Raw genomic sequence first — 24,349 nt, 5'->3', positions numbered from 1 at the left:
GTCGCGACGACCCGTCGCAGGACCACCTAGTTGACGGTGATCTTCGCCTCGCGCACCACGCGGCCCCATTTCTCGGACTCACGCGCGTTGATGGTCGCCAGTTCCTCAGGGGTCGAGCTCACCGCGTCGGCGCCGGCCGCCGCGAGCTTCGCCTGCACCGCGGGGTCGGCCAGGGCGGCGCGGATCACGGCATTCATCTGCGCCACCGCAGGGGCCGGGGTGCCGGCCGGCACCATCACCGCGCCCCAGGAGGTGGCCGTGGCGCCGGGCAGGCCGATCTCCGCCACGGTCGGCACGTCCGGCAACAGCGGGAAGCGCTTCGTTCCGGTGGTGGCCAGGGCGCGGACCTGGCCTCCCTGGACCATGGCGAGAGCGGAAGGGGCCTGATCCAGCATGAACTGCACGTTGCCCGCCACCGTGTCGTTCAGCGCCGGCGCGCTGCCGCGATAAGGGACGTGCAGCGGTTCCGCCTCGGCCGACAGGCGGAACAGTTCCGCCACCATGTGCGTGCTCGATCCCGATCCCGCCGAACCGTAGCTGAACTTGCCCGGGTTCTCGCGCAACAGCGAGACGAAGCGCCGGGCATCGGGTGCAGCCACCTTGGGGTTGACGATCAGCAGGTGGTCCGTGCCGAAGGCCATCGACACCGGTGCAAGGTCGCGCAGCGGATCAAAGCCCATATCCTTGTAAAGGTGCGGGTTGATGGTCAGTGCCCCCATCGTTCCCATCAGCAGCGTGTGCCCGTCGGCGGGTGAGCGCACGACGTTCTCCATGCCGAGGTTGCCACCCGACCCGGTGCGGTTCTCCACCACCACCGGCTGCCCCAGCGCCACGCTCATGCGCTCCGCCAGCACGCGCGCCACCACGTCCGTTGCGCCGCCCGCGGGAAACGGCACGACGAAGCGCATCGGGCGCGTGGGTTTCCAGGATGATGATAAGGCGTCCGCCGCGGCCGGTCCTGTCTGGGCCCTCGATCCTGTGGACAGTGCCAGGGACGGCAACAGCAGTCCGGTGGCAAGCAGTGCGCGACGCATCGTCATGTTCGTTTTCTCCCGACGGGCACGGAGCCCGTCGGGACGCGCGTCGCGTCAGCAGACGGTTTCGTGCCGTTCCTTCAGCAGCGGCAGAACCTCATCCGGATCCCTTGACCACCACCGACGTGACAGAATTTCCACCTCGGCTCCACCTGTCCAGCCGGATTCTTGCGCCATGGCGCGGATCGCGGGGATGTCGATCACGCCGTCGCCCGGCAGTCCGCGATCGAACACCGTGTCGTTGGTGGGCACCAGCCAGTCGCAGGTATGGAAACCCGCGATACGACCCTTCGCGCGCCGCATCTGCCGCGCGAGATCCGGGTCCCACCAGACGTGGTACACGTCGAGCGCGATGCCCGTGCCCTCGCCAAGTTCGTCGCACAGGTCGAGCGACTGGCCCAGCGTCGAGAGCACCGAGCGGTCGGCGCAGGTCATGGGGTGCAGCGGCTCCAGCGCGATCGTCACGCCGGCGGCGCGCGCCTCGGGCATGATCGCGTGGAGGCCTTCGCGCACCATCTCCCGTGCGCCGGGCAGGTCCTTGGACCCGGGCGGCAGACCGCCGCAGACCATCACGAGGCAGGCCGCGCCGATCGTGTGCGCTTCGGCGATGGCGCGGCGGTTGTCCTCGATGTTTGCCGCGCGCCCCGCCGCGTCGGCGGCCGGGAACATGCCGCCGCGGCACAGGCCGGTGACGTTGAGGCCAGCGTCGCGGATCTGCCGCGCCGCCTGCTCCACGCCCATCGCCTGCAGCACGTCGCGCCAGGGCGAGATGCCCGGGATGCCGTGTCGCGCACAGCCTTCGATGCAGTCGCGCAACCCCCAGCGCTCCTTCACCGTGACGGTGTTGAGGCTCAAGGGGCCGATCGGTCCGGCGGTGCTCATGCGACGCCGTGCACCGCGAGGAGCTGGCGCATCCGTGACGCCGCCCGATCCGGGTCCTGCAGCAGCCCGGCCTTGTCGGCGAGGCGGAAGAGTTCCGCGAAGTGCTGGATGGATCGCGTGGACTGCTGCCCGCCGATCATCACGAAGTGGTCCTGATGGCCGTTCAGCCAGGCCATGAACACCACGCCCGTCTTGTAGAAGCGTGTGGGCGCCTTGAAGATGTGCCGCGACAGCGGCACGGTCGGTGCCAGGATGTCGTGGAAGGTGGACAGGTCGTTGTGCGCCAGGCTCGCCAGCGCGCCGCCCACGGCCGGGGCGATCGGGTCGAAGATGCCCAACAGCGCGTCGGAATGGCCCTGCTCGTCGCCCGCGATCAACTCGGCGTAGTTGAAGTCGTCGCCGGTGTACATGCGCACGCCCTTTGGCAGGCGGCGGCGCATGGAGATCTCCTTGTCCTTGTCCAGGAGCGAGATCTTCACGCCGTCCACCTTGTCGGCATTGCTGGCGATGACCTCGAGCGCGACCTCCATCGCCTTCATGTGGTCGTGGTGGCCCCAGTAGCCTTCCAGCGCCGGGTCGAACATCTCGCCCAGCCAGTGGATCACCACCGGCTCCCGCACACCGCGCAGGATGCGGTCGTAAACGCGAACGTAGTCGTCGGGCGTTTTCGCCGCCTTCGCCAGCGCGCGCGAGGCCATCAGGATGATGCGCCCGCCCATGCCCTCGACCGCCGAGCATTGTTCCTCGTAGGCGCGGATCACGTCATCCACGGAAACGTCCGGCCCGGGCGCGAGGTGGTCGGTGCCGGCGCCCGAGGCCATCTGCGCCCCCGGCACGTCGCGCATCGCATCCAGCGAGCGGCGGATCAGCTCCTGCGCCTGCGCCCAGTCGAGGCCCATGCCGCGCTGCGCCGTGTCCATCGCTTCCGCCACGCCCAGGCCCAGCGACCAGAGATAACGGCGGAAGGCGATGGTCCGGTCCCAGTCGATCTTGGCGTCGAGCCAGGGGTCGCTCTCGGCCAGCGGGTCCACCACCACGTGCGCGGCGGCGAGCGCCACGCGCGGGAAGGGCGGCGTCGCCGTCGCGAAGTGTCGCGGCTGGCTGGTGGTGAAGGGCACGAGCGTGCCCTCCGCCGTCGGCAGGTTCAGGGTCGGCACGAGGTCAGGCCTCCAGCTTCGGCAGGTCGATCCAGCGGCGCTCGGCCCAGCTCTTCAGCCCGGCCTCGGCCAGCTGCACGCCCTTGGCGGCGGCCAGCAGATCCCATTTGAAGGTTGGCAGCTCCCCCGCGACGTGGCGCAGGAACAACTCCCACTGCGCGCGGAAGCCGTTGGGATAATTCTGCGTGTCGGGCACTTCTTCCCAGCCTTCGAAGAAGTTGATGGTCTGCGGCGTGTCGGGGCTCCAGACCGGCTTGGGCGTGTTCACGCGGCTCTGCGTCCAGCACTTCATCAGCCCCGCCACGGCCGAGCCGTGCGTGCCGTCGACGTGGAAGGTCACGAGGTCGTCGCGCCGCACGCGCGTGGTCCAGGACGAGTTGATCTGCGCGACGATGCCGCCCTCGAGCTCGAAGGTGGCGTATGCCGCGTCGTCGGCATCGGCTTGGTAGGCTTCGCCCTTTTCGTCGTAGCGCGTCGGGATATGTGTGGCGCCGAGGCAGGAGACGGCCTTGGTTTCGCCGAAGATGTTGTCCAGCACGTAGCGCCAGTGGCAGAGCATATCGAGGATGATGCCGCCGCCCTCGTCCTTCTTGTAGTTCCAGCTCGGCCGCTGCGTCGGCTGCAGGTCGCCCTCGAAGACCCAGTAGCCGAACTCGCCGCGCACGCTGAGGATGCGGCCGAAGAAGCCGCTGTCGATCGCCATCTTCAGCTTCACCAGCCCCGGCAGGAACAGCTTGTCCTGCACCGCGCCGTTCTTGACCCCGGCCCGGCGGGCGAGGCGCGCGACGTCGAGCGCGTCCTCGAGGTTATCGGCGGTGGGCTTCTCGGTGTAGATGTGCTTGCCGGCGGCGATGGCGCGGCGGATCAGCTCGGCGCGCATCTGCGTGGTGCCGGCGTCGAAGAAGATCTCGTCATCGGGGTTGCGCAGCGCGCTCTCGAGGTCGGTGCTGACGCGCTCCACCCCGTTCGCCTTGGCGAGCGCCTCGAGCTTCTCGCGGTTGCGGCCCACCAGGATCGGGTCCGGCATCAGCCGGTCGCCGTTGCGCAGCAGCACGCCGCCGTCGCGCCGGATCGCCGCGATCGAGCGCACCAGGTGCTGGTTGGTTCCCATGCGTCCCGTCACGCCATGCATGATCAGGCCGATGCGGCGTTGTGCCATCGTTTATCTCCCCACGGCTCGCTTAGTAACCGTGTGGTTACCTAAGCGCGCGGCAAAACCGCGGTCAAGCGGGAAGCTGAACCCGCCTCGCACGGCCGGCGGAAGTTTCGGTTCCCGTCAGGAGAAAATTCCAGCGGGGCACTGCCCATGGGGCAATGTCGGTGGGGAGACGTCAGTCCGGGCGCAGGCTCGCAGCAGGCACCGCGATGCCCATGGCCCTGTTGAGTGACGCCGCGACCGCGACCCCCGCCACCGCCCAGTCGCCGCCCGGCTGCCGCGCCAGCACGGGCGCGCCGCTGGAGCCCCGCGTGCCGGCGCAGCCGTGCACCAGCATCGGAACCCCCTCGACCAGCTGCAGGCCCAGGGCGCGGCACGTCGTGTCGGCGATCAGCACCTCCGCCCGGTCCTGCTGGTAGCCGCCGAGCGACAGCGGGGTGCCGGGCGGCGGCACCGCGCGCAGCAGGGGCAGCACCCGCCCGGGCACCCCGATCGCCGCGTCCAGGGTCAGGATGGCCCAGTCGGCGCCCGGCGGGCCGCGCCGTGCCGCCTCGAAACCGGGGCCGACCCGGAAGCCCGTGGCGCGGGCCTGCGCCACCCAGTTCCCCGCATGGTAGCCGAGCAGGAAATGCACCGAGCCCGGCTGCACCAGCTGCCCGGAGCGCGGCGCCACGAGGCAGTGCGCGGCGGTGAGCACGACGCGGGGCGCGATCATGGTTCCGGTGCAGCGCGTGCCGAGCTCCGTTTGCACGCGGCCCAGCGCGGTCCAGGGCGCTGCCTCGCCATCCACCACGTGCCGGGCGTCGTGGGCCTCGACTCCCGGCAGTTGCGAGGGTGGGATGACCGGCGCAGCCTCCCGCGCCGCGGCGCTTCCGACCCAGAACGGGAGCATCATCGCCAGCCCGGCCAGCAGCGCGATCCGGGCCGGTGCCGCGCCGACGCCGCCCCGCCGCGGCACCGGGGCCTTCCGGGCGTGCCCTTGTTTCACCCGCCTGTCCTCACGCCGGCCGCAGGTAGCCCAGCACGACCTGGACGCAGTGCTGCTCACGCGCCGCCAGCGCCGCTTCGGAGCCGAGATCGACCCCGAAGATCGTGGACAGCGTGTGCATGTTGGCCACGTAGAAGTGCCCGAGGCTCACGATGGTGAGGTAGCATTGCACGGGATCGGCGTCGGCGCGGAACTGCCCCGCCTCGACGCCGCGGCGCAGCACGTCGCGCAGCACTTCCAGCAGCGGCGAGTAGAGCGCCCGGACCGACTCCGACCGCGCGAGGTAGGCGGCCCGATGAAGGTTTTCCGCGTTCAGCAACGCCACGAATTCCGGGTGTCGGGCCACGTAGCGCAGGTTGAACCGCACCAGCGCCGTCATGGCCTCGACCGGCGGGAGGTTGTTGACCGCGAGCGCCCGCTCCTCCGCGCGCTTGGCGGCGTAGGCACGCTCCAGCACCACCATCCACAGCTCCTCCTTGGAGCCGAAATAGGCGTAGAGCATTCGCTTGTTGGCGCCGGAGCGCGCCGCGATCTCGTCCACCCGGGCACCCGACAGCCCGTTGGCCGCGAACTCGGCGAGGGCGGCGTCGAGGATGCGCTGGCGCGTGGCGGCCGCCCGCCCGTGGCGGGCCGGGGGCTCGGGAAGCAGGTCCATGAGCGGAGTGTCGCCTCAAGCGGCGGCCCGGGCCAGGGTGGCCGAGACCCCGTTCCCGTGATGTCCTGTCCCGGACGCCGCGCCGCCGGCCTCCACGATCCCCCGCGCTGCGGGATGGACGGTCGGCTGGCCGGGAGCGGGCGCCCGGTGATCGCGCCTCAGTGCAGCACGCCGAAGATCCACAGCAGGATGATCACCGGGATCGGGATACCGATCAGCCAGAGCAGAATACCGCGCACCTCGTACCTCCCTTTGGGGTTGCGGGGGAGCAACGTTGCCCAGCCGCAGGCAGTTGCGCCCCCGGTCCCGAAGCGTCAGCCTCCCGTGGCAGGCGGGCCACGGTGCCGGCCCGGGTGGAACATCAAGGGGGAGCGCGGCCATGCAGAACACGGCCCTGCAGAACATGGCGCCAGGCCAGGCGGAGGCCGCTGCCGCCCCGGTGGGCTGGAACGAAACGCCCTGGTCGCCGTCGCCCTGCTATCCCGACCGTCGGGTGCGCTCGCTCGACCCCTCCTTCGACCGCTACCGCGTGATGAACGCCGCGGTGGAGAAGCTGGCTGGCGGGCTGCGCTGGGGCGAGGGGCCGGTCTGGTTCGGCGATCAGCACTGCCTGCTGTGGTCCGACATTCCCAACAACCGCATCCTGCGCTGGGACGAGCGCAGCGGCGCCGTGTCGGTGTTCCGCCAGCCCTCGAACTTTGCCAACGGCAACACCCGCGACCATGCCGGGCGCCTCGTCACCTGCGAGCACGGCGCGCGGCGGGTGACGCGCACGGAATACGACGGCAGCATCACCGTGATCGCCGACCGGTTCGAGAACAAGCGCCTGAACTCGCCCAACGACGTGGTGGTCAAGCGCGACGGCACGATCTGGTTCACCGACCCGGCCTTCGGCATCAGCGGCGACTACGAGGGGGAGCGTGCCGAGCCGGAACTGCCGCAGAACCTTTACTGCGCCGACCCTGCGCGCGGCACCGTCGAGTTGGCGATGGCCGGGATCGAGGGGCCCAACGGCCTGGCCTTCTCGCCCGACGAGACGCTGCTCTACGTCGTGGCCTCGCGCGCCTCGCCCCGCAAGATCCTGAGCTTCCCGGTGGGCGAGGGGAACCGGCTGGGCGAGGGGCGCGTGCTGATCGATGCGGGACCCGGCGGCACCCCCGACGGCTTCCGCGTGGACGAGGACGGCAACCTGTGGTGCGGCTGGGGCATGGGGGCGGAAGGGCTGGACGGCGTGCGCGTCTTCAACCCCGCCGGCGAGCCGATCGGCCACGTCGACCTGCCGGAGCGCGTGGCCAACGTCGCCTTCGGCGGCCGCCACCGCAACCGCCTCTTCATGGCGGGCTGCCGCTCGCTCTACAGCCTCTTCGTCAACACGCGCGGCTGCTGAGACCCCAACCCGCGCGACACGGGGCTTCCGCGCGGGGCCGGGCAGGGGCAGGCTCCGCCCCATGACCCTGGTCCTGCACGAGCTCTGCGGCTCCGACCCCGCGCGCGTTTTCAGCCCCTTCTGCTGGCGCATCCACATGGCGCTGCTGCACAAGGGCCTGCCCTTCGAGAGCCGGCCCTGGCGCTTCGGCGACCGCGCGGAGATCGCCGATGCGGGCGCCGACAAGGTGCCGGTGCTGCGCGACGGCGACCGGTCGCTGCGCGAATCCTGGGACATCCTCCTCTACCTCGAGGACCATTATCCTGGCCGCCCGACGCTGTTCGGGGGCGAGGGCGGTCGGGCGCTGTCGCGCTTCGTGCTGGACTGGTGCGACACCGTGCTGCACCCGGCCGTGGGTGGGCTGATCATTTCCGACATCCCGCCGCTGCTGCGCCCCGCCGACCGCGACTACTTCGAGAGCAGCCGCACCGCCCGCTTCGGCAGGCCGCTGCACGAGGTCACCGCCGGCCGCGAGGAACGACTGCCCGCCTTCCGCAAGCTCCTCGAACCCCTGCGCGCCACGCTGCGCCGGCAGTTCTGGTTGCACGGCGCCACGCCGGGGGCGGCGGACTACATCGTCTTCGGGGCCTTCCAGTGGGCCCGCTGCGTCAGCCCGTTGCCGCTGCTCGAGGCGGAGGACCCGGTGCATGGCTGGCGCGGCCGGCTGCTCGACGCCTTTGGCGGCGCGGCCCGCGCGGTGCCGGCGGTGGACCCGGGCTGAGCGCCGCGCTCCTCCGACACGGCGCCGTTGGTGGGCCGTCCGCCGCGCGCCAGGGAGGGCAGGGGCGTTCCGGTGGTGCGCCCCGATCTGCCCCGACGACATGGGCATCCTTCCGCACGGCCGCCGCGCCAGCCCCGCGCCTGACGCCGCTGCGTGACGGTCAGGCCGTTCCCGCAGCCGCATCGGGCCGGCAAGCCGTCCCGGCAGCGCCGCACCCGCATGGCGGCGCGGCACGGCGCGTGCTTAGAAGGCGCTCGTTCCGGTCGCGGCCCCGTCGCGATTCCGGGGCCGACCAGCGCCCGATCCTGCGGAATCCTCCAGCGATGCTTCAACGCCGCCTTCTCGTGACCGGCCTCGCCGCCCTGCCGGTTCTCGCCGCGCCGGGGATCCGCCGTGCTCAGGCCCAGCTTCCCGCCCAGGTGCCCGCCGCGGCTGCCGGCAACTGGCCGGATCATCCGCCGCGCTGGGTGGTGGGCTACCCGCCCGGCGGCGCCTCGGACGTCTTCGCCCGGCTAATCGGGCACGAGATGGGCAGCGCGATCGGCCAGAACGTGGTGGTGGAGAACCGCCCCGGCGGCGGCGCCGTGCTGGCGAGCGAGCTGGTCGCCCGCTCAAGCCCCGACGGCTACACCTGGCTGCACGCCGACAACGGCAACCTCGTCTACAACCCGGCGCTCTATGCCCGGCTGCCCTATGACCCCGACCGGGACCTCGCGGGGGTGGGCTTCATCGGGCGCTTCCCGCTGTTTCTCGCGGTGCGTGCCGACAGCCCGCAGCGCTCCTTCGCCGACTACGTCGCGGCGGCACGGGTGAAGGCGCCGACCTACGGCTCGCCCGCCGTGGCCTCGCCGCACCACCTGGCGATGGAGATGCTGCGCCGGCGCGCCGGCACCTTCCCGGCCGAGCACGTGCCCTATCGCGGTGCGCCGGCGGCGATGCAGGACCTGGTGGCGGGCACGGTGGACAGCGTGGTGGTGGACAGCGCCACCGGCATCCCCTTCCTGCGCGACGGCTCGGCCCGCGCCCTGCTGGTGCTGAGCGAGCGCCGTTCCGCCGCGGCGCCCGAGGTGCCGACGGCAATCGAGCTTGGGGTGTCCGACGCGGTGGCCTATGGCTGGCAGGCCCTGGCCGTGCCCGCCGCCACGCCCGCCCCGGTGCTGGAGCGGCTGAACGCCGCGCTGAACCAGGCCGTGGCCTCGCCCGTGGCGCAGAGCCGCATGGCGACGCTGGGCATCGAGAGCGAGGCGATGACGGTGCCGGGCTTCGCCGCGATGGTGGCGGCCGACAGTGCCCGCTGGCGCCCGCTGATCCGCGAACTGGGCATCCGCCTCGACAGCTGAGGCCGCCCCCTATCCGCCCTTCCTGGGCACGGGCAAACAGGCGCGATGATGAGGCAGTGGGGTTCCGTGGCACGCGTGCTGGACTGGTTGCGGGGTGGCCGGCGGCGGCGTGAGGCCGAGGTGATGGCCTGGAACACCAAGCTCATGGGCTCCACCCTGGCGCGCGCCGCCTATGACCAGGGCATCGCCGGCTACGACGCGCCCGCGGTGACGGAGCCGGTGCCCGCCGGCCTCACCGGCCGCCTGTGCCGGCAGGAAGACATCGAGGCCCCCTGGCTGCGCTACTGGTGTGGCCGGCAGCGCTTCGCGCCGCTCTATCACCGCAAAGTCTGGGAAGACTGCTTCGTGCCCCAGGCCGTTTGGGAGGCCGGGATGCTGGTGCCCGGCAAACGCGCCCTGGGCTTCGCGGTGGGGGCGGAATACCTGCCGAGCCTGTTCGCGGCCCACGGCATGGAGGTGGTGGCCACCGATCTCGACCCCGGCGACCGGCGTGCGCGCGACTGGATCCGTACCGCGCAGCACGGCTCCAGCCGCGACACGCTGTTTCAGCCGCACCTGCTCGACCGCGATGCCTTCGATGCCCGGGTCACCCACCGCGTGGCCGATATGAGCAGCATCCCGGCCGACCTCCAGCGCGGCGGCTTCGACGTGGTCTGGTCGGTCTGCTCCTTCGAGCACCTGGGCTCGATCGAGGCGGGCCTGCGCTTCGTGACCGAGGCGATGCGCTGCCTGCGCCCGGGCGGGATCGCGGTGCACACCACCGAGTTCAACCTCCACGACACGGGCCCGGGCGTGGAGCGCGGCCCGACCGTGCTGTTCCGCCGCCGCCACCTGGAAGCCCTGGCGGAGCGTCTGCGCCGGGCCGGGCACCACCCGTTGCCCTTCGACTTCGCGATCGGGAACGGGGTGCTCGACCGTTTCGTGGACCTGCCGCCCTATGCCCGCAACGAGGAGTGGCCCTTTCCGGTGGATTCCGGCGAAACCCCGCACCTGAAGCTCTCGGTCCGGGGCTGCGTCTCGACCTCGGCGGCGCTGATCGTGCGGGCTGGGGGCTGACGGACGGGGTTCCGGCGGCGCGGCCAGGCGGCTCCCGGCAGGTTCTTCGAAAAAAGATTATCCGCCCGGTTGCCAGCAATCGCATCGTTTTGATCGCGAAAACCGGCGCTCACAGGGCGGAAAATGCCTGTCGGCCCCTCGGAACCGGAAATTAGCCGACGGACGGCTACGAAACAGAAAAAATTGTCAAGGTTGCGCGATCACTATTTTTTGCGCATGGAACCTCTGCCCGGCAACAGAGGAGCGGCGTGGCGGCGTGCGGAAGATCCTGACGACAACCCTGTGTGTGATGCTCGGAAGCATGGGGGCCGCCCTGGCCACCGAGGCGCCCGAGGAGATCGTGGTGAAGCTGGAAGCGCAGCAGGACCATGACATCAAGTCGCAGCGTGGTCGTGCTTCCTACTACGCGTCCCGCTTCCACGGCCGGCTGATGGCCAATGGTGAGCGCTTCGACCGCCACTCCAACTCCGCCGCCAGCCTGACCCTGCCGCTGGGCACCCAGGCCGAGGTCCGCAACCTCGAGAACGGCCGCGTGACCGTGGTCACCATCGAGGACCGTGGCCCCTATGTCGGCGGCCGGGTGATCGACGTGAGCCCCTATACCGCCGAGCTGCTGGGCATGCGCGCGCAGGGCACCGCCATGGTCGAGGTCACCCCGATCGACCTGCCGACCTCGTAAGCACCCTTTCGTCAACGCATGTCGCTGCCCGAACGGGCGTGACGTCGCCGGGCCGCTTGACCCGGCGGATGCCGGGTGGCGGGGATGACCTGCCACCGGAGGGGTGAAGCGGGGCGGCGATCACCGCCCCGGCACGGCTGGCCCCCACGTTGCCCACCCGGTTTCCACGGATGTCTTCCATCGGCTGCCCTAGTGGGCGGCCTGAGTTGGTGGCCTGAGTGGGCAGTCTGACTGGGCGACCTGACCGGGTGGCCCGCCCGGTGTTCCCACCAAACAGTTCCAACCGGCAGTTCACGGGGCGACTTGCCCGACGCGCCCGTCGGGCAATCCCGCCGGATCATCGTGCGGAAGCAGTTTCGCCGGGCGGCGGAAGGACCCACCGCCCGACGGGTTGCGGCCTCAGCCTTCCTTCTTGCCGTCGATGGCCTCGTGCGCGGCCAGGCAGGCCATGTCGAGCACGCTGTTCACCGAGGCCGAGAGCGGCACGATCTGCGCCGGCTTGTTCAGCCCCATCAGCACCGGCCCGATCGTGGTGGCGTTGGTCAGCCGCGGCACCGCCGTGCTCAGGATATGGGCGGCGTGCAGGCTCGGCATGATCAGGACGTTGGCGCTGCCGGTCAGGCGGCAGAACGGGTAGAGCGCCCGCAGCGACGGGTCGAGCGCCACGTCGGCCGCCATCTCGCCGTCGTACTCGAAGTCGGTCTCCTGGCTGTCCAGCAGCTTCACCGCGTCGCGCACGGAGCCGGGGATGGTTCCGCGCGGGTCGCCAAAGGTGGAGAAGCTGAGGAAGGCCACGCGCGGCTCCAGCCCCAGGCGGCGCGCCTGGGCGGCGCTCTGCCGGGCGATGGCGGCCAGCGTCGCGGCGTCGGGGCGCTCATGCACCGTGGTGTCGGCGATCAGCACCGTGCCGTGGGCGCGGGTCAGCAGCATGGTCAGGCCGAACAGCACGCCGCCATCCTCGGCGTCGAGCGCCATGGTGATGCCGTCCAGCGTCGCGGCGTAGGAGCGGGTGGAGCCCGTCACCATCGCGTCCGCGTCGCCCAGCGCCACCATGCAGGCGGCGAAGACGTGGCGGTCCTGGTTCACCATCCGCTGCACGTCGCGGAACAGGAAGCCTTCGCGCTGCCGGCGCCCATAAAGATAGTCGGCGTAGCGCTTGTTGCTGTCCGACAGGCGGGCATTGTGGATCTCGACGCCGTCGGGGAAGGGGATGCCCAGCGAGGCCACGCTGGCCATGATCCGGTCCTCGCGCCCCACCAGCACCGGTGTGCCGTAGCCGGCGTTGCGGAAGGCCACCGCGGCGCGGATCACCTTCTCCTCCTCGCCCTCGGCGAAGACCACGCGCTGCGGGTTGGCCCGCACCCGCTCGGTGATCGCCTCCAGCGCGCCGGCACCGGCGTCGAGGCGGTTTTCCAGCCCGCGGGTGTAGCGGCGCAGGTCCTCGATCGGCCGGCGCGCCACGCCGCTCTTCATCGCGGCCTCGGCCACGGCGGGGGAGACGCGCGAGATCAGGCGCGGGTCGAAGGCGTTGGGGATGATGTACTCAGGCCCGAAGCGCATCGGCTTGCCGGCGGACACCTCCTCCGGCACGTCCTCGCGCGCCAGCTCGGCCAGCGCCCGGGCGGCGGCGACCTTCATCGCGTCGTTGATCGTGCTGGCCCGCACGTCCAGCGCCCCGCGGAAGATAAAGGGGAAGCCCAGGACGTTGTTGACCTGGTTCGGGTAATCCGAGCGGCCCGTGGCCACGATCGCGTCCGGCTTGGCGGCCTTGGCCTCGTCCGGGGTGATCTCCGGGTCGGGGTTGGCCATGGCGAAGATGATGGGCTTGTCGGCCATCAGCTTCACCATCTCCTGCGTCACGGCGCCCTTCACCGACAGGCCGAAGAAGGCGTCGGCCCCGGTCAGCGCGTCGGTCAGGGTGCGGGCGTCGGTCTGCACCGTGTAGGCCGACTTCCACTGGTTCATGCCCTCGGTGCGGCCGCGGTACAGAACGCCCTTGGTGTCGCACATCAGGATGTTCTCGGGCCGCATGCCCATGGCCTTGACCAGCTCGGCGCAGGCGATGGCGGCGGCGCCGGCACCGTTGATCACCAGGCGCGTGGTCTTCAGGTCGCGGCCCGTCAGGTGGCAGGCGTTGATCAGCCCCGCCGCGGCCACGATGGCGGTGCCGTGCTGGTCGTCGTGGAAGACCGGGATGTCCATCAGCTCACGCAGACGGTCCTCGATCACGAAGCACTCGGGCGCCTTGATGTCCTCGAGGTTGATGCCGCCGAAGGAGGGCGCGAGGTAGCGCACGCAGTTGACGAACTCCTCCACGTCCTCGGTCGAGACGCACAGGTCCACCGAATCCACGTCGGCGAAGCGCTTGAACAGGGCGGCCTTGCCCTCCATCACCGGCTTGGAGGCCAGCGCGCCCAGGTTGCCCAGGCCCAGCACCGCGGTGCCGTTGGAGATCACGGCCACCATGTTGCCCTTGGCCGTGTAGTCGTAGGCCGTGGCCGGGTCGCGGTGGATATGGAGGCACGGCACCGCAACACCCGGCGAATAGGCGAGGCTCAGGTCGCGCGCGGTGATCAGCGGCTTGGTAAGGCGGATTTCCAGCTTGCCCGGCTTGCCCTCGGCGTGGAGGGCCAGGGCCTCCTCGTCGGTGACGCGCGCCGTGCGGGAGTCCTTGGGGAGAGCCTTGGGTCCACCGTCCATCGGTCTGTGCGTCCTTGAGCTAGAGCATGAATTAAGGCGAGGAGCCTTTATGGCCTTCCTTTGCGGGCCGGGGAAAGCGGGGTGCTTCGCGCCTGCGGCATGGGCGGCTAGGCTGGGTTTGCATGCCATCCGATCTTGCCAACGCCATTTCCCCTGCCGCGCGGCGCGACCCCGCAGGCGCCACGCCGGCCATGGCCCAGTGGTTCGCCGCCAAGGCCGCCCATCCTGACGCGCTCGTGTTCTTCCGCATGGGCGATTTCTTCGAGATGTTCTTCGAGGACGCGGTCACCGGCGCCGAGGTGCTCAACCTCGCCGTCTCGCATCGCGGCGAGCACGGCGGGCAGCCGATCCCCATGGCGGGCGTGCCGGCCCACGCGCACGAGGCCTACCTGGCCCGGCTGCTGCGGCGCGGCTTCCGCGTGGCGATCTGCGATCAGATGGAAACCCCGGAGGAAGCCAAGGCCCGCAAGGCCTCGACCCTCAGGCGCGAGGTGGTGCGGGTGGTAACCCCTGGCACCGTAACCGAGGACAGCCTGCTGGAAGGCGGCCGCGCCTCCTGGCTGCTGGCCCTCTCCGCGCCTGCTGCCTCCGCAGGCGCGGCGGGGGAAGGGGCGCTGGGCGCCGCCTGGCTCGACATCTCCACCGGCGCCGTGTCCACCGAGGCGCTGACGATAGCCGAGGCGGCGGCGCTGCTGTCGCGGCTGGAGCCCGCCGAGATCCTGGTGCCGCCGGCGCTGATCGAACCCGGTGCCGCCTACGCTCCCGCCCTGTCCGGCTTCGAGCATCGCCTCCGCGCGGCCACCGCGCCGCGCGACGAGGCGCGGCTGTTCCAGGCCGCCTGGGAAGTTCCGGTCCTCGACGGCTTCGGCAGCTTCGGCCCGGCCGAGACGGCGGCGCTGGCCACCGCGCTCGACTACGTGCTGCAAACCCAGGGCGGCACCATGCCGCGCCTGTCGCCGCCCGAGAGCCGGGGCGGCGCCGACACGCTGCGCATGGACGCCGCCACCCGGCGCTCGCTGGAAATCCTGCGCTCCGAGCGCGGCGAGGCCGAGAGCTGCCTTTTCGCCGCGGTGGACCGGACGCTGACCGGCGCCGGCGGGCGCGAGCTCGCCGCCCGCCTGGCCGCCCCCCTTGCCGAGGCCGGGCCCATCGCCGCGCGCCACGACGCGGTGGAGTTCCTCCTCGCCGAAACGGCGCTGCGGCAGCGGCTGCGGCAGTCGCTCCGCGGCGCCCCCGACATGGCCCGGGCGCTCGGGCGCCTCTCGGTCGGCCGCTTCAACCCGCGCGACCTCGCCGCCCTGCGAGACGGCCTGACGCGCGCCGAGGCGATGCGCGAGGCGCTGCGGGAACCCTCCCAGGTACCGCTGCTGCTCACCCGCGCCGCGGTGGCGCTGATGCCTGACGGCTCGCCCCGCGCCGAACTCGCCCGCGCCCTGGCCGAGGAACTGCCGGCCCGCTTCGAGGATGGCAACGTGGTGGCCGCCGGCTACGATGGTCAGCTCGACGCGCTGCGGCGGCTGCGCGACGGGGCGCGCGAGGCGATCCTGGAGATGCAGCGGGAACTGGCGCGCGCCTGGAACATCGCCAGCCTCAAGATCAAGCACCACCAGCAGTTCGGCCACCTGGTGGAGGTCCCGGCCTCGGCCGGCGAGGCGCTCTTGCGGGCCAAGGCCATGGAAGGCCCGCACGCGCCGATCCACCGGCAAACCATGGCCAACGCCCACCGCTTCACCTGCCTGGCGCTGGCGGAACTGGACCGCAAGCTGAGCTCGGCGCGCGAGGAAGCGGCCCGGCGCGAGGCGCGGGTGGTGGCGCACCTGCGCGGCCTGTGCCTGGACGCGGCGGGCGCGATCAACGCCGCCGCCGCCGCGGTGGCCGAGGTCGACGTGCAGCAGGCGGCGGCCGAGCTCGCGGCCGGCGGCGGCTGGTGCCGGCCGGAGATCACGGGCGGCACCGAGTTCCGCGTCCGCGGCGGCCGCCACCCGGTGGTGGACGCCGCGCTGCGCCGGGCCAAGGGGCCGGCCTTCGTGCCCAACGATGCCGACCTGTCCGCCGGGCGGCGCCTGTGCCTGCTCACCGGCCCCAACATGGCAGGCAAGTCCACCTTCCTGCGGCAGAACGCGCTGCTGGTGGTGCTGGCCCAGGCCGGTCTCTTCGCGCCGGCCGCGGAAGCGCGGCTCGGACTGGTGGACCGGCTGTTTTCCCGCGTGGGCGCCGCGGACGACATCGCCGGCGGCCGCTCCACCTTCATGGTGGAGATGAGCGAGACGGCGGTGATCCTGAACCAGGCCGGGCCGCGCTCGCTGGTGATCCTGGACGAGGTCGGGCGCGGCACCGCCACCTGGGACGGCCTCGCCATCGCCTGGGCGGTGCTGGAAGCGCTGCACGACCGGCTGCGCTGCCGCGCCATCTTCGCCACCCACTTCCACGAGCTGACGGCGCTGGCCGGCAAGCTGCCCGAACTCGCCCCCGCGCGGATGGAGGTGCGCGAGCATCGCGGCCGCGTGGTGTTCCTCCACACCGTGGCGCCGGGGGCCTCGGAGCGCTCCTGGGGCCTCCATGTCGCGCGTCTTGCCGGCGTGCCGCGCGCGGTGCTGACGCGGGCCGAGGCGGTGCTGGCGGCGCTGGAGCTGCGCGCCAGGAACCTCGATCCGCTGGCGGAAGAACTGCCGCTGCTGGCCGCGGCGCAGCGCGGGGACGGTGCCGCCGCGGATGGTGGGCAGGCGGAGAATTCCACTGATTCCGTTGTGGCAGGGGAACAGGTTCCGGAAATCGGAACGCTGCTGGCGCTGCTCGACGCGATCGATCCTGATGCGCTGACGCCACGCGAAGCGTTGGAAGCGCTGTACCGGCTGAAATCCGCCGCACCGCAGCAGGCAAGTGCTGTCAAGCAGCCACGCGAAGTCCTATCTTCACGTTGATGAAACTCTTCGGCGACAGCCTGGACTTCGTGAGCATTGCTTCCTCGGATGACGCGCAGGCCCTGACCGAGAGCCTGCTCTACTCCGGTCCTTCCCCTGCGGGCATCACCGCCCGCGGCACCCCGCTGTCGCGCGACCTCGCCTTGTCGCTGCTGCGCCGCCGCCTCGGCCGCATCCAGGGCAGCATCCAGGAGGAATTCGAGCGCGGCGAGCTGCCGGGCCTTTTCGCCGGCCGCCGCCTGGGCGCGCTGATGGACGGGCTGATCGCCGCGATCCACCGCTACAGCCTGGCCGTCGCCGGCTCCGAGGCCGAGGAGGAGCCCTTCGCCCTCGCCGCCACCGGCGGCTACGGCCGCGGCGTGCTGGCGCCCTTCAGCGACATCGACCTGCTGTTCGTGTCGCGCGCGCCGCTGAACCCCGGCGGGCAGCGCGCGGTGGAGTTCATGCTCTACCTGCTGTGGGACCTGGGCCTGAAGGTCGGCCACGCCACGCGTTCGGTCGCCGAGTGCATCGAGGAGGCGCACAAGGACGCCACGGTGCAGACGGCGCTGCTGGAAGCCCGCTTCCTGTCGGGCGACGCGGCCATCTTCGAGGAATTCGAGACCGCCTTCGGCGCCGCGCGCCGCGAATGGGGCATCGGCCAGTTCTTTCATGCCAAGCGCGCCGAGCGGCAGGCCCGCCACAAGCGCTACGGCGACAGCCCTTACTTGGTGGAACCGCACATCAAGGAAGGTCGCGGGGGCTTGCGCGACCTTCAGGCCATGTACTGGTTCGCCTCCTACGCCTTCGGCACCCAGAAGATGTGGCAGCTCGTGGGCTCCGACAGCCCGGGCGGCGGGCTGCTCACGGCCGATGAGGCGCGGGCCTTCCGCCGGGCCTGGAGCTTCCTTTGGACGGTGCGCTTCCACCTCCACTACACCACGGGCCGCGCCGAGGAGCGCCTGACCTTCGACCTGCAGCCGGTGGTGGGCGCCCGCATGGGCTACACCCGGCACGGCAAGCAGGAAGGGGTGGAGCGCTTCATGAAGCACTTCTTCCTCACCGCCCGCGACGTGGTGCGGCTGAGCCGGTTGCTGGAGCCCGCGATCGAGCGCGCCACCCTGGGCCCGCCCGCCCTGCAGCCCACGCCGGGTGCCGAGGACACGGCGGCTGGCATCACGCTGGCCGACGGCCGCGCCCTGATCGCGCCGGGCTTCGACGTCGCCGCCGACTCGGCGGTGATGCTGCGCCTCGTGCGCATCGCGCGCGACCGGGGGTGGGAGCTGCACCCGCTCGCCCATCGGCAGCTGATCCGCAACGCCCGCTTCGCCGTGCCGCTGCGCGAGGATCCGGCGGCGGGCGAGCTGTTCCTGGAACTGCTGACCGGCCACGCCTCGGCCCACTGGATGCGGGTGCTGAACGAGGTGGGCTTCCTCAGCCGCTTCATCCCCGACTGGGCCCGCATCGTCGGGCTGATGCAGTTCGACACCTACCACGTCTACACCGTCGAGGAGCACACGATCGAGGCGATCGGCGTGCTCAACACGCTGGACGGGGGCGGCCTCGAGGACGTGGCCCCGGTGGCGTCGGAGCTGATCGGGCAGGTGCAGTCACGCCGGGCGCTCTACGTCGCCACGCTGCTGCACGACATCGCCAAGGGCCGCGGCGGCGACCATTCCGAGCTCGGCGCCGCCATCGCGACCGAGGTCTGCCCGCGCCTGGGCCTGTCGCCGGAAGAAACCGAGACGGTGTCCTGGCTGGTGCTGAACCACCTGCTGATCTCCCAGGTGGCCTTCAAGCGTGACATCGACGACCCCAAGACCATTCTCGACCTGGCCGAGGTGGTGCAGTCGCCCGAGCGCCTGCGCCTCTTGCTGCTGCTGACGGTCGCCGACATGCGCGCGGTTGGGCCCAAGGTCTGGAACGGCTGGAAGGCCACCCTGCTGCGCGAGCTCTACTGGCGCGTGGCCGAGGTGCTGGCCGGCGGGCTGTCGGTACCCGAGCGCGACGTGCGCGTGGCGCGCGCCAAGCAGGCGGTCGAGGCGTTGCTGTCCGACTGGCCGCGCGAGGCGGTGGAAAGTTTTCTGCGCGCTGGCTACCCCGGCTATTGGCTTTCCTTCGACGCCGCCACCCACGCCCGCCACGCCGCGCTGATGCGCGAGGCCGAGGCCACCGCGGCGCCGCTGACGGTGCGCACCCGCGTGCTCGACAGCCGCGCGGTCACCGAGGTCACGGTCTTCGCCGCCGACCATCCCGGCCTGTTCTCGCAGATCGCGGGCGCCCTGGCGCTGGGCGGCGCCTCGATCGTGGACGCGCGCATCCACACCATGACCAACGGTATGGCGCTCGACACCTTCTGGGTGCAGGACGCCACCGGCGGGATGCTGGAAGCGCCGCACCGCCTCAGCCGCCTGGGCGTGCTGATCGAGGGCGCGCTCACGGGGCGCATCCGCCTGGCCGAGGAGATCCGCAAGGTCCGGCGCGAGCCCTCGCGCCTGCGCGCGGTGACGGTGCCGCCGCGCGTGCTGCTGGACAACCACGCCAGCACCTCGCACAGCGTGATCGAGGTCAATGCCCGCGACCGTCCCGGCCTGCTGCACGACGTGACGGCGGCCATCAGCGAGCAGGGGCTGCAGATCGCCTCGGCCCACATCACCACCTACGGCGTGCGGGCGGTGGACGTGTTCTACGTCAAGGACGTGTTCGGGCTGAAGGTCGAGAACGAGCGCAAGCTGGCCTCGCTGCGCAACGCCATCCTGGGGGCGCTGTCCCCCCGGGTGGAGGCCGAGGACGCCGCGCCGGTGGTCCGCGCCGTGTTCTGACGTGCCGCCGCACCGGCGAACCGGTGCGGCAGGAGATAAGTCAGGAACGGTGGCTCACGCCCCGGCCGCCTCGACGCGGCCGAGATCGCGGATGCCCATCTCCGTCATGACCTCGGCCAGGGCTTCCATGGCCTCGGCGATGTCGGCTTCCTCCACCGCGCCCATGCAGCCGATGCGGAAGGTGTTGGCGAGCGCCAGCCGCCCGGGAAAGATCACGAAGCCGCGCCGCTTCATGCCGGCGAACAGCGCCTCGAAGCTGAAGCCCGGGTGCTCGGGCGCGCGGAAGGTGGCGACGATCGGCGAGGCGTGGGCATCGGGCACCACCGTCGCGAAGCCCATCTGCCGCATCCCGTCCACCAGGCGCCGCCAGTTGCGCCGGTAGCGCGCCAGCCGCGCCGGCGCGCCGCCCTCGTCCGCGTGCTCACGACAGGCCTGCGCGAAGGCGGAGACCACGTGGGTCGGCGGCGTGAAGCGGAAGCCGCCGGTGCGCTGCATGTGCTGTTCCTGGTCCCAAAGGTCGAGCGTGAGCGAGCGGCAGTGGCCCTTGGCGCCTTCCAGCGCGTCGCGCGCCACCACCGCCCAGCCGACGCCGGGCACGCCCTGCATGCACTTGTTGGAGGACAGCACCGCCGCGTCGAAGCGCAAGCTTCGCGCGTCGAGGTCGATCGCGCCGAAGGAGGCCACCGCGTCGATCAGCAGCCGCTTGGCGTAGCGCTGGCACAGTGCGGCCACCTCCTCCAGCGGGTTCAGCACGCCCGTGCTGGTTTCGCAGTGGACCACCATGATGTGGGTGATGACGGGATCGGCGCGCAGCATCGCCTCGAACTGCGCCGCCGTGGGCGGGGTGAAGGGCTCCGTCCGCAACACGGCGTAAGGCGTGCCCAACGCCTCGCAGATCTCGATCAGCCGGTCGCCGTAAACGCCGTTGCTGTGCAGCAGCAGCTTGCCGCCCTCCGGCACCAGCGTGGCGATCACCGCCTCGTTGGCATAGGTCGCGCTGCCCGGCACCGGCACGGCGGTGTAGCGCCCCCCGCCGTTCACGATGCTCACTAGGTATTCCCGCGCGAAGCGCAGGTCGGCGGAAAACTCCACGTCGCCCGAGGGCCGGTCGAGCAGCATCACCTCCTTGGTGCTGCGCGAAACGCTGACCGGGCCTGGCGTCAGCAGCAGCGGCAGGGCGGGATCACGGGGCATGGGCGCATCCTCAGTCAGGCCGGGGCAATGCCGGCAGGCGGCGCCGGCGGGCAGCACCGGCAGGCATCGGGAAGGAGGCTAGCGCAGGCAGCTTGATGGGGGCGACGGCGGCGATGCGGCATCCGGCGCGTTGCGGGGCAGCAATGAACGCCGGCGCGACAGGCTGCCTCGCGGGAGACGCGGATCTGCACGTCAAACCGGCAAAGCGCGCGCGGCGGAGGGCTGGCCGATCCGTGACAGCCGCAGAATGGTTTTGACCATTCCGTCGGCACGCGGAAAGCTCGGCGCCGTGCAGGGCGCCCCCTCGCGCGCGCCGCACCGCAACAGGACACCGAACGGCATGACACCTCGCCTGCGCTGGATCGCACCCGCCCTCGTCGCGGCGCTGCTGGCGGCGCCGCTGCCCGCCTGGGCGCTCAAGCGCGGCGGCACCTTCAGCTTCGGCCGCGCGATGGACAGCATCTTCCTCGATCCCGTCCACACGACGCAGAACGCCGATATCTGGATCTCGCTCAACCTGTACGACACGCTCCTGCAGCCGACGCCCGACGGGAAGGGGCTCGAACCCGGCCTCGCGGTCGAGCACACGCTGTCGGAAGACGGCAAGACGCTGCGCTTCCGGCTGCGTCCCGACACGAAGTTCTCCGACGGCTCGCCGATCACGGTGGGCGACGTGAAGTGGTCGCTCGACCGCGCGCGCAACAAGGACACCGGCGGCGACTTCGCCTTTCTGCTGGAATCCGTGGCCTCGATCGACACCGAGGGCCAGGACGTCGTGATCCTGCACCTGAGCAAGCCCGATCCCGCGATCCTGCAGGAACTCGCCACCTTCAACAGCGGCATCATGCCGGAAAAGCTGCTGATGGCGGCACCGGGCGCGGACCTGCTGGAGAAGAGCAAGAACTTCGCCGAGCATCCCATCGGCTCCGGCCCCTTCGTGCTCAGCCGCTGGACCCGCGGCAGCGAGATGGTGCTCACCCGCAACCCGTACTACTGGAAGAAGGGTGCCGACGGGCAGGCGCTGCCCTACCTCGACGCCGTGCGGCTGGTGATCGTGCCCGACGACTCCACGCGCATCCTGAAGCTGCGCGCCGGCGAGATCGACGCGGCCGAGTTCGTGCCCTATTCCCGCGTGGCCGAGCTGCGCAACGATCCGAAGCTGAACATGACGCTGTTTCCGGCGGCGCAGGTGAACTACTTCAGCCTGAACAACCGCCCGAAGCTGCCCGACGGCACCGCCAACCCGCTGTCGGACCAGCGCGTGCGGCAGGCGCTGAACTACGCCACCAACAAGCAGGCGCTGAACCAGCTGGTGAGCTACAATACTGGCCTGCCGCAGCGCTCCTTCATGCCGATGACGACGCCGCTGGCCTCTGGGCCGGAGCAGCCCTATCCCTACGACCTCGCCAAGGCCCGGGCGCTGCTGGCGGCGGCGGGCTTCTCCAACGGCTTCGAGATCACCTGCCTCGCGCTGGCCGGCAATGTCGACGACAACGCCAAGCTGGTGTCGCTGCAGCAGATGTGGGCGCCGCTCGGCGTCAAGCTGAAGATCGAGCAGCTGGAAAACGCCACCCGCCTGGCGCGCACCAACAACAGCGACTTCCAGATGCGCACGGCGCTGTGGACCAACGACCTGAACGACCCGAAGCAGGTCACCTCGCTCTTCACCTACTATCCCCTGCGCCAGAACCAGCGTACCGGCTGGCGTGACGAGGGCGTGGAGGCCCTGTTCCTCCAGAGCCAGGAGGAGCTGGACGTGGCGAAGCGGGCCGAGCTCTACCGGGAGATCCAGGCGCGCTACCTCGAAGCCGCCCCGATCGTCTTCGGGCTGGAGGTGCCCTATCCGGTGGCGATGGCCAAGAAGGTCCACGACTTCGTGCAGATCCCGCTGGGCAACAACATCTTCGTCGGTACCTACCTCGAGTAGCGCGGCTGCCCGGGCCGTGGTGCGCACGGCCCGGGCCTCGTCCGGCCATCATCCTCTGACCCGAACCCCTCAACCGGGCGCCGAGCCGGGCGTTACCCCTTGCAGCAAGGAGGTGCCGCCGTGGCCGAAGAAACGCTGAGAGAAGAGTTCGAAACCTGGGGCGGTGGCACCAAGACCAAGTCCGCGCGTCCCGCCAATGTCGGTCCGCACGACCGGGCCGACGACCAGCACGATCCGAACGCCAAGGGCGTGACGCCGGAGGACTACAAGGTCAATCCGGCCGACAGCGTGGCCAAGGCACCCCCGGGCGAGTCGGGCGAGGAAGCCAACGTCAACGTCGCGGCCAGGAACCATACCGGGGATCAGACCGGCAACAAGCCACAGGGCAAGAGCGAGTCGCCGCGCAGCGCGCCGCCGCTGAGTGGAACGGCCCAGGAGTAACGGCCCGGGAGCGGGAGGCGCGGGATCAAGGGCCGGCGATACCGGCGCGAAACGGGTCCCGGGCCCGCAAACGCGGTCCCGGCGCTCCCGTCAGCCCAGCAGCCGGCCGATCACCCGCGCGGTGTAGTCCACCACCGGGATGATCCGGCCGTAATTGATCCGGGTCGGCCCCAGAACGCCGACGGCGCCGATGATCTGTTCCTTGCCGTTGCGGAAAGGGGCCACCACCATCGACACGCCCGAAGCGTCGAACAGCCCGCTCTCGGCGCCGATGAAAATCTGGACGCCCTCGCCGCGCTGCACCAGCTCCAAGAGGCGCAGCATGGTTTCCTGCGCTTCCAGCCGGTCGAACAGCGCCTGGATCTCCTCCACGCGCGCCGTCTGGTCGAGGTTCTCCAGCAGCCGCGACTGCCCCCGCAGGATCAGCGAGCCCCCGCCGCCGCCCGTCCAGGTGGCGAGGCCGGATTCCACCACCTGCGCCGTGAGCGCATCGAGGGCGGAGCGGTTTGCGGCGATCTCCTCGGTGACCTCGGTGCGGGTATCCTCCAGCGTCCGGCCGCTGAGGCGGGCGTTGAGGTAGTTGCTGGCCTGCACCAGCGATCCCGTCGGCAGGCCCGCGGGAACGGAGATCACGCGGTTCTCGACCTGCCCGCCTTCGCCCACCAGCACCACCAGGGCCCGGCCGGTGCCGAGCGGCACGAACTCGATGTGCCGGACCCGGTCATCTGTCTTGGGCGCCAGCACCAGCCCGGCCGCCCCCGCCAGGCCCGACAGCATCCGCCCGGCCTCGCCCAGCGTATCCTGGAGCGAGCGGCCCGAGGCGGCGCAACGGGCGGCGATGGCCTCGCGCTCCTCCTCCGTCAGGTCGCCGAATTCCAGCAGCCCGTCCACGAAAAGGCGCAGGCCCCGTTCCGTCGGCAGGCGCCCGGCGCTGGTATGCGGCGCGAACAGCAGCCCCGCTTCCTCGAGATCGGACATGGCGTTGCGGATGGTGGCGGGCGACAGCGTGACCGGCAGCCGCCGCGACAGGGTGCGCGAACCGACCGGGCCCCCGGTCTCGACGTAAAGCTCCACGATCTGTCGCAGGATGGCGGCGCTGCGCCCGTCCAGCCCCGGGGGCAGGCTCGCCAGCCCCCGTGACAGCGTCGGCGCGCGCGGAAACGTGGTCCAGTCTTGCACGCCCCGAAGGTAGGTTTGCCCCCGGCGAGGGTCAATCTGCCGCCACATCGTGACATTGCACGGCCGCCGCGCAGTTCCGTCGCGGCAGCCCC

General features: G+C 71.2%; 18 protein-coding genes. 9 read left to right on the top strand and 9 right to left on the bottom strand.

The window, feature by feature from the left end:
- Positions 1 to 26: 26 nt before the first annotated feature.
- From ACFFGY_RS17005 to ACFFGY_RS16980, 6 genes are all read right to left on the bottom strand, one after another.
- Complete coding sequence (locus ACFFGY_RS17005) at positions 27 to 908, bottom strand: Bug family tripartite tricarboxylate transporter substrate binding protein (protein WP_377045705.1); 882 nt, start codon at positions 906 to 908, stop codon at positions 27 to 29.
- Positions 909 to 1,088: 180 nt separating this feature from the next.
- Positions 1,089 to 1,916: a sugar phosphate isomerase/epimerase family protein gene (locus ACFFGY_RS17000; protein ID WP_377045704.1), complete on the bottom strand. Its 828-nt coding sequence runs from the start codon at positions 1,914 to 1,916 to the stop codon at positions 1,089 to 1,091.
- The gene (locus ACFFGY_RS16995; RefSeq protein WP_377045703.1) at positions 1,913 to 3,073 is read right to left on the bottom strand and encodes a dihydrodipicolinate synthase family protein; all 1,161 of its coding nucleotides are present in this window, start codon (positions 3,071 to 3,073) and stop codon (positions 1,913 to 1,915) included. The genes ACFFGY_RS17000 and ACFFGY_RS16995 overlap by 4 nt, the downstream gene beginning before the upstream one ends.
- Before the next feature lie 4 nt (positions 3,074 to 3,077).
- Complete coding sequence (locus ACFFGY_RS16990) at positions 3,078 to 4,232, bottom strand: Gfo/Idh/MocA family protein (RefSeq protein WP_377045702.1); 1,155 nt, start codon at positions 4,230 to 4,232, stop codon at positions 3,078 to 3,080.
- A gap of 172 nt (positions 4,233 to 4,404) precedes the next feature.
- Positions 4,405 to 5,187, bottom strand: a complete 783-nt coding sequence (locus tag ACFFGY_RS16985) for a trypsin-like serine peptidase (protein WP_377045701.1) — start codon at positions 5,185 to 5,187, stop codon at positions 4,405 to 4,407.
- A gap of 40 nt (positions 5,188 to 5,227) precedes the next feature.
- Entirely contained in the window at positions 5,228 to 5,872 is a 645-nt protein-coding gene (locus ACFFGY_RS16980) for a TetR family transcriptional regulator (RefSeq protein ID WP_377045700.1), read from the bottom strand.
- 403 nt (positions 5,873 to 6,275) lie between these two features.
- Between ACFFGY_RS16980 and ACFFGY_RS16975 the strand changes: the two genes are divergently transcribed.
- The 5 genes from ACFFGY_RS16975 (at position 6,276) to ACFFGY_RS16955 (ending at position 11,094) form a co-directional block, all read left to right on the top strand.
- Positions 6,276 to 7,259 carry an SMP-30/gluconolactonase/LRE family protein gene (locus ACFFGY_RS16975; RefSeq protein WP_377045818.1) on the top strand — a complete coding sequence of 328 codons (984 nt, stop codon included), beginning with the start codon at positions 6,276 to 6,278 and terminating at the stop codon, positions 7,257 to 7,259.
- Between the two features lie 61 nt (positions 7,260 to 7,320).
- Complete coding sequence (locus ACFFGY_RS16970; RefSeq protein WP_377045699.1) at positions 7,321 to 8,019, top strand: glutathione S-transferase family protein; 699 nt, start codon at positions 7,321 to 7,323, stop codon at positions 8,017 to 8,019.
- A gap of 323 nt (positions 8,020 to 8,342) precedes the next feature.
- On the top strand, positions 8,343 to 9,359 hold the full coding sequence (locus ACFFGY_RS16965; protein ID WP_377045698.1) for a Bug family tripartite tricarboxylate transporter substrate binding protein: 1,017 nt from the start codon (positions 8,343 to 8,345) through the stop codon (positions 9,357 to 9,359).
- A gap of 66 nt (positions 9,360 to 9,425) precedes the next feature.
- Positions 9,426 to 10,415, top strand: a complete 990-nt coding sequence (locus ACFFGY_RS16960; RefSeq protein WP_377045697.1) for a class I SAM-dependent methyltransferase — start codon at positions 9,426 to 9,428, stop codon at positions 10,413 to 10,415.
- A gap of 301 nt (positions 10,416 to 10,716) precedes the next feature.
- On the top strand, positions 10,717 to 11,094 hold the full coding sequence (locus tag ACFFGY_RS16955) for a septal ring lytic transglycosylase RlpA family protein (protein WP_377045696.1): 378 nt from the start codon (positions 10,717 to 10,719) through the stop codon (positions 11,092 to 11,094).
- A gap of 399 nt (positions 11,095 to 11,493) precedes the next feature.
- Here ACFFGY_RS16955 and ACFFGY_RS16950 read toward each other — a convergent pair whose 3' ends face one another.
- Positions 11,494 to 13,794 carry an NADP-dependent malic enzyme gene (locus ACFFGY_RS16950; RefSeq protein ID WP_377045695.1) on the bottom strand — a complete coding sequence of 767 codons (2,301 nt, stop codon included), beginning with the start codon at positions 13,792 to 13,794 and terminating at the stop codon, positions 11,494 to 11,496.
- A gap of 122 nt (positions 13,795 to 13,916) precedes the next feature.
- Between ACFFGY_RS16950 and mutS the strand changes: the two genes are divergently transcribed.
- Together mutS and ACFFGY_RS16940 are read left to right on the top strand one after the other, a co-directional pair.
- Positions 13,917 to 16,715: a DNA mismatch repair protein MutS gene (mutS, locus tag ACFFGY_RS16945; RefSeq protein ID WP_377045694.1), complete on the top strand. Its 2,799-nt coding sequence runs from the start codon at positions 13,917 to 13,919 to the stop codon at positions 16,713 to 16,715.
- Complete coding sequence (locus ACFFGY_RS16940; protein ID WP_377045693.1) at positions 16,715 to 19,516, top strand: [protein-PII] uridylyltransferase; 2,802 nt, start codon at positions 16,715 to 16,717, stop codon at positions 19,514 to 19,516. The genes mutS and ACFFGY_RS16940 overlap by 1 nt, the downstream gene beginning before the upstream one ends.
- A 54-nt stretch (positions 19,517 to 19,570) precedes the next feature.
- On the opposite strand, the gene ACFFGY_RS16935 is transcribed toward ACFFGY_RS16940, so the two are convergent.
- Positions 19,571 to 20,710: a 2-aminoethylphosphonate--pyruvate transaminase gene (locus ACFFGY_RS16935; protein ID WP_377045692.1), complete on the bottom strand. Its 1,140-nt coding sequence runs from the start codon at positions 20,708 to 20,710 to the stop codon at positions 19,571 to 19,573.
- Positions 20,711 to 21,050: 340 nt separating this feature from the next.
- Between ACFFGY_RS16935 and ACFFGY_RS16930 the strand changes: the two genes are divergently transcribed.
- On the top strand, positions 21,051 to 22,637 hold the full coding sequence (locus tag ACFFGY_RS16930; RefSeq protein WP_377045691.1) for an ABC transporter substrate-binding protein: 1,587 nt from the start codon (positions 21,051 to 21,053) through the stop codon (positions 22,635 to 22,637).
- 120 nt (positions 22,638 to 22,757) lie between these two features.
- Positions 22,758 to 23,078, top strand: coding sequence for a hypothetical protein (locus ACFFGY_RS16925; protein ID WP_377045690.1), 321 nt, complete (start codon positions 22,758 to 22,760; stop codon positions 23,076 to 23,078).
- Positions 23,079 to 23,168: 90 nt separating this feature from the next.
- Here ACFFGY_RS16925 and hrcA read toward each other — a convergent pair whose 3' ends face one another.
- Positions 23,169 to 24,221, bottom strand: a complete 1,053-nt coding sequence (gene hrcA, locus ACFFGY_RS16920) for a heat-inducible transcriptional repressor HrcA (protein ID WP_377045817.1) — start codon at positions 24,219 to 24,221, stop codon at positions 23,169 to 23,171.
- Positions 24,222 to 24,349: the final 128 nt, after the last annotated feature.

This window comes from Roseomonas elaeocarpi (genome assembly GCF_042433915.1).
In the GTDB taxonomy this organism is placed as follows: domain Bacteria; phylum Pseudomonadota; class Alphaproteobacteria; order Acetobacterales; family Acetobacteraceae; genus Roseomonas; species Roseomonas elaeocarpi.
Note: the sequence above shows the minus strand (reverse complement) of the source record. Positions and strands in the feature narration are given on the sequence as shown.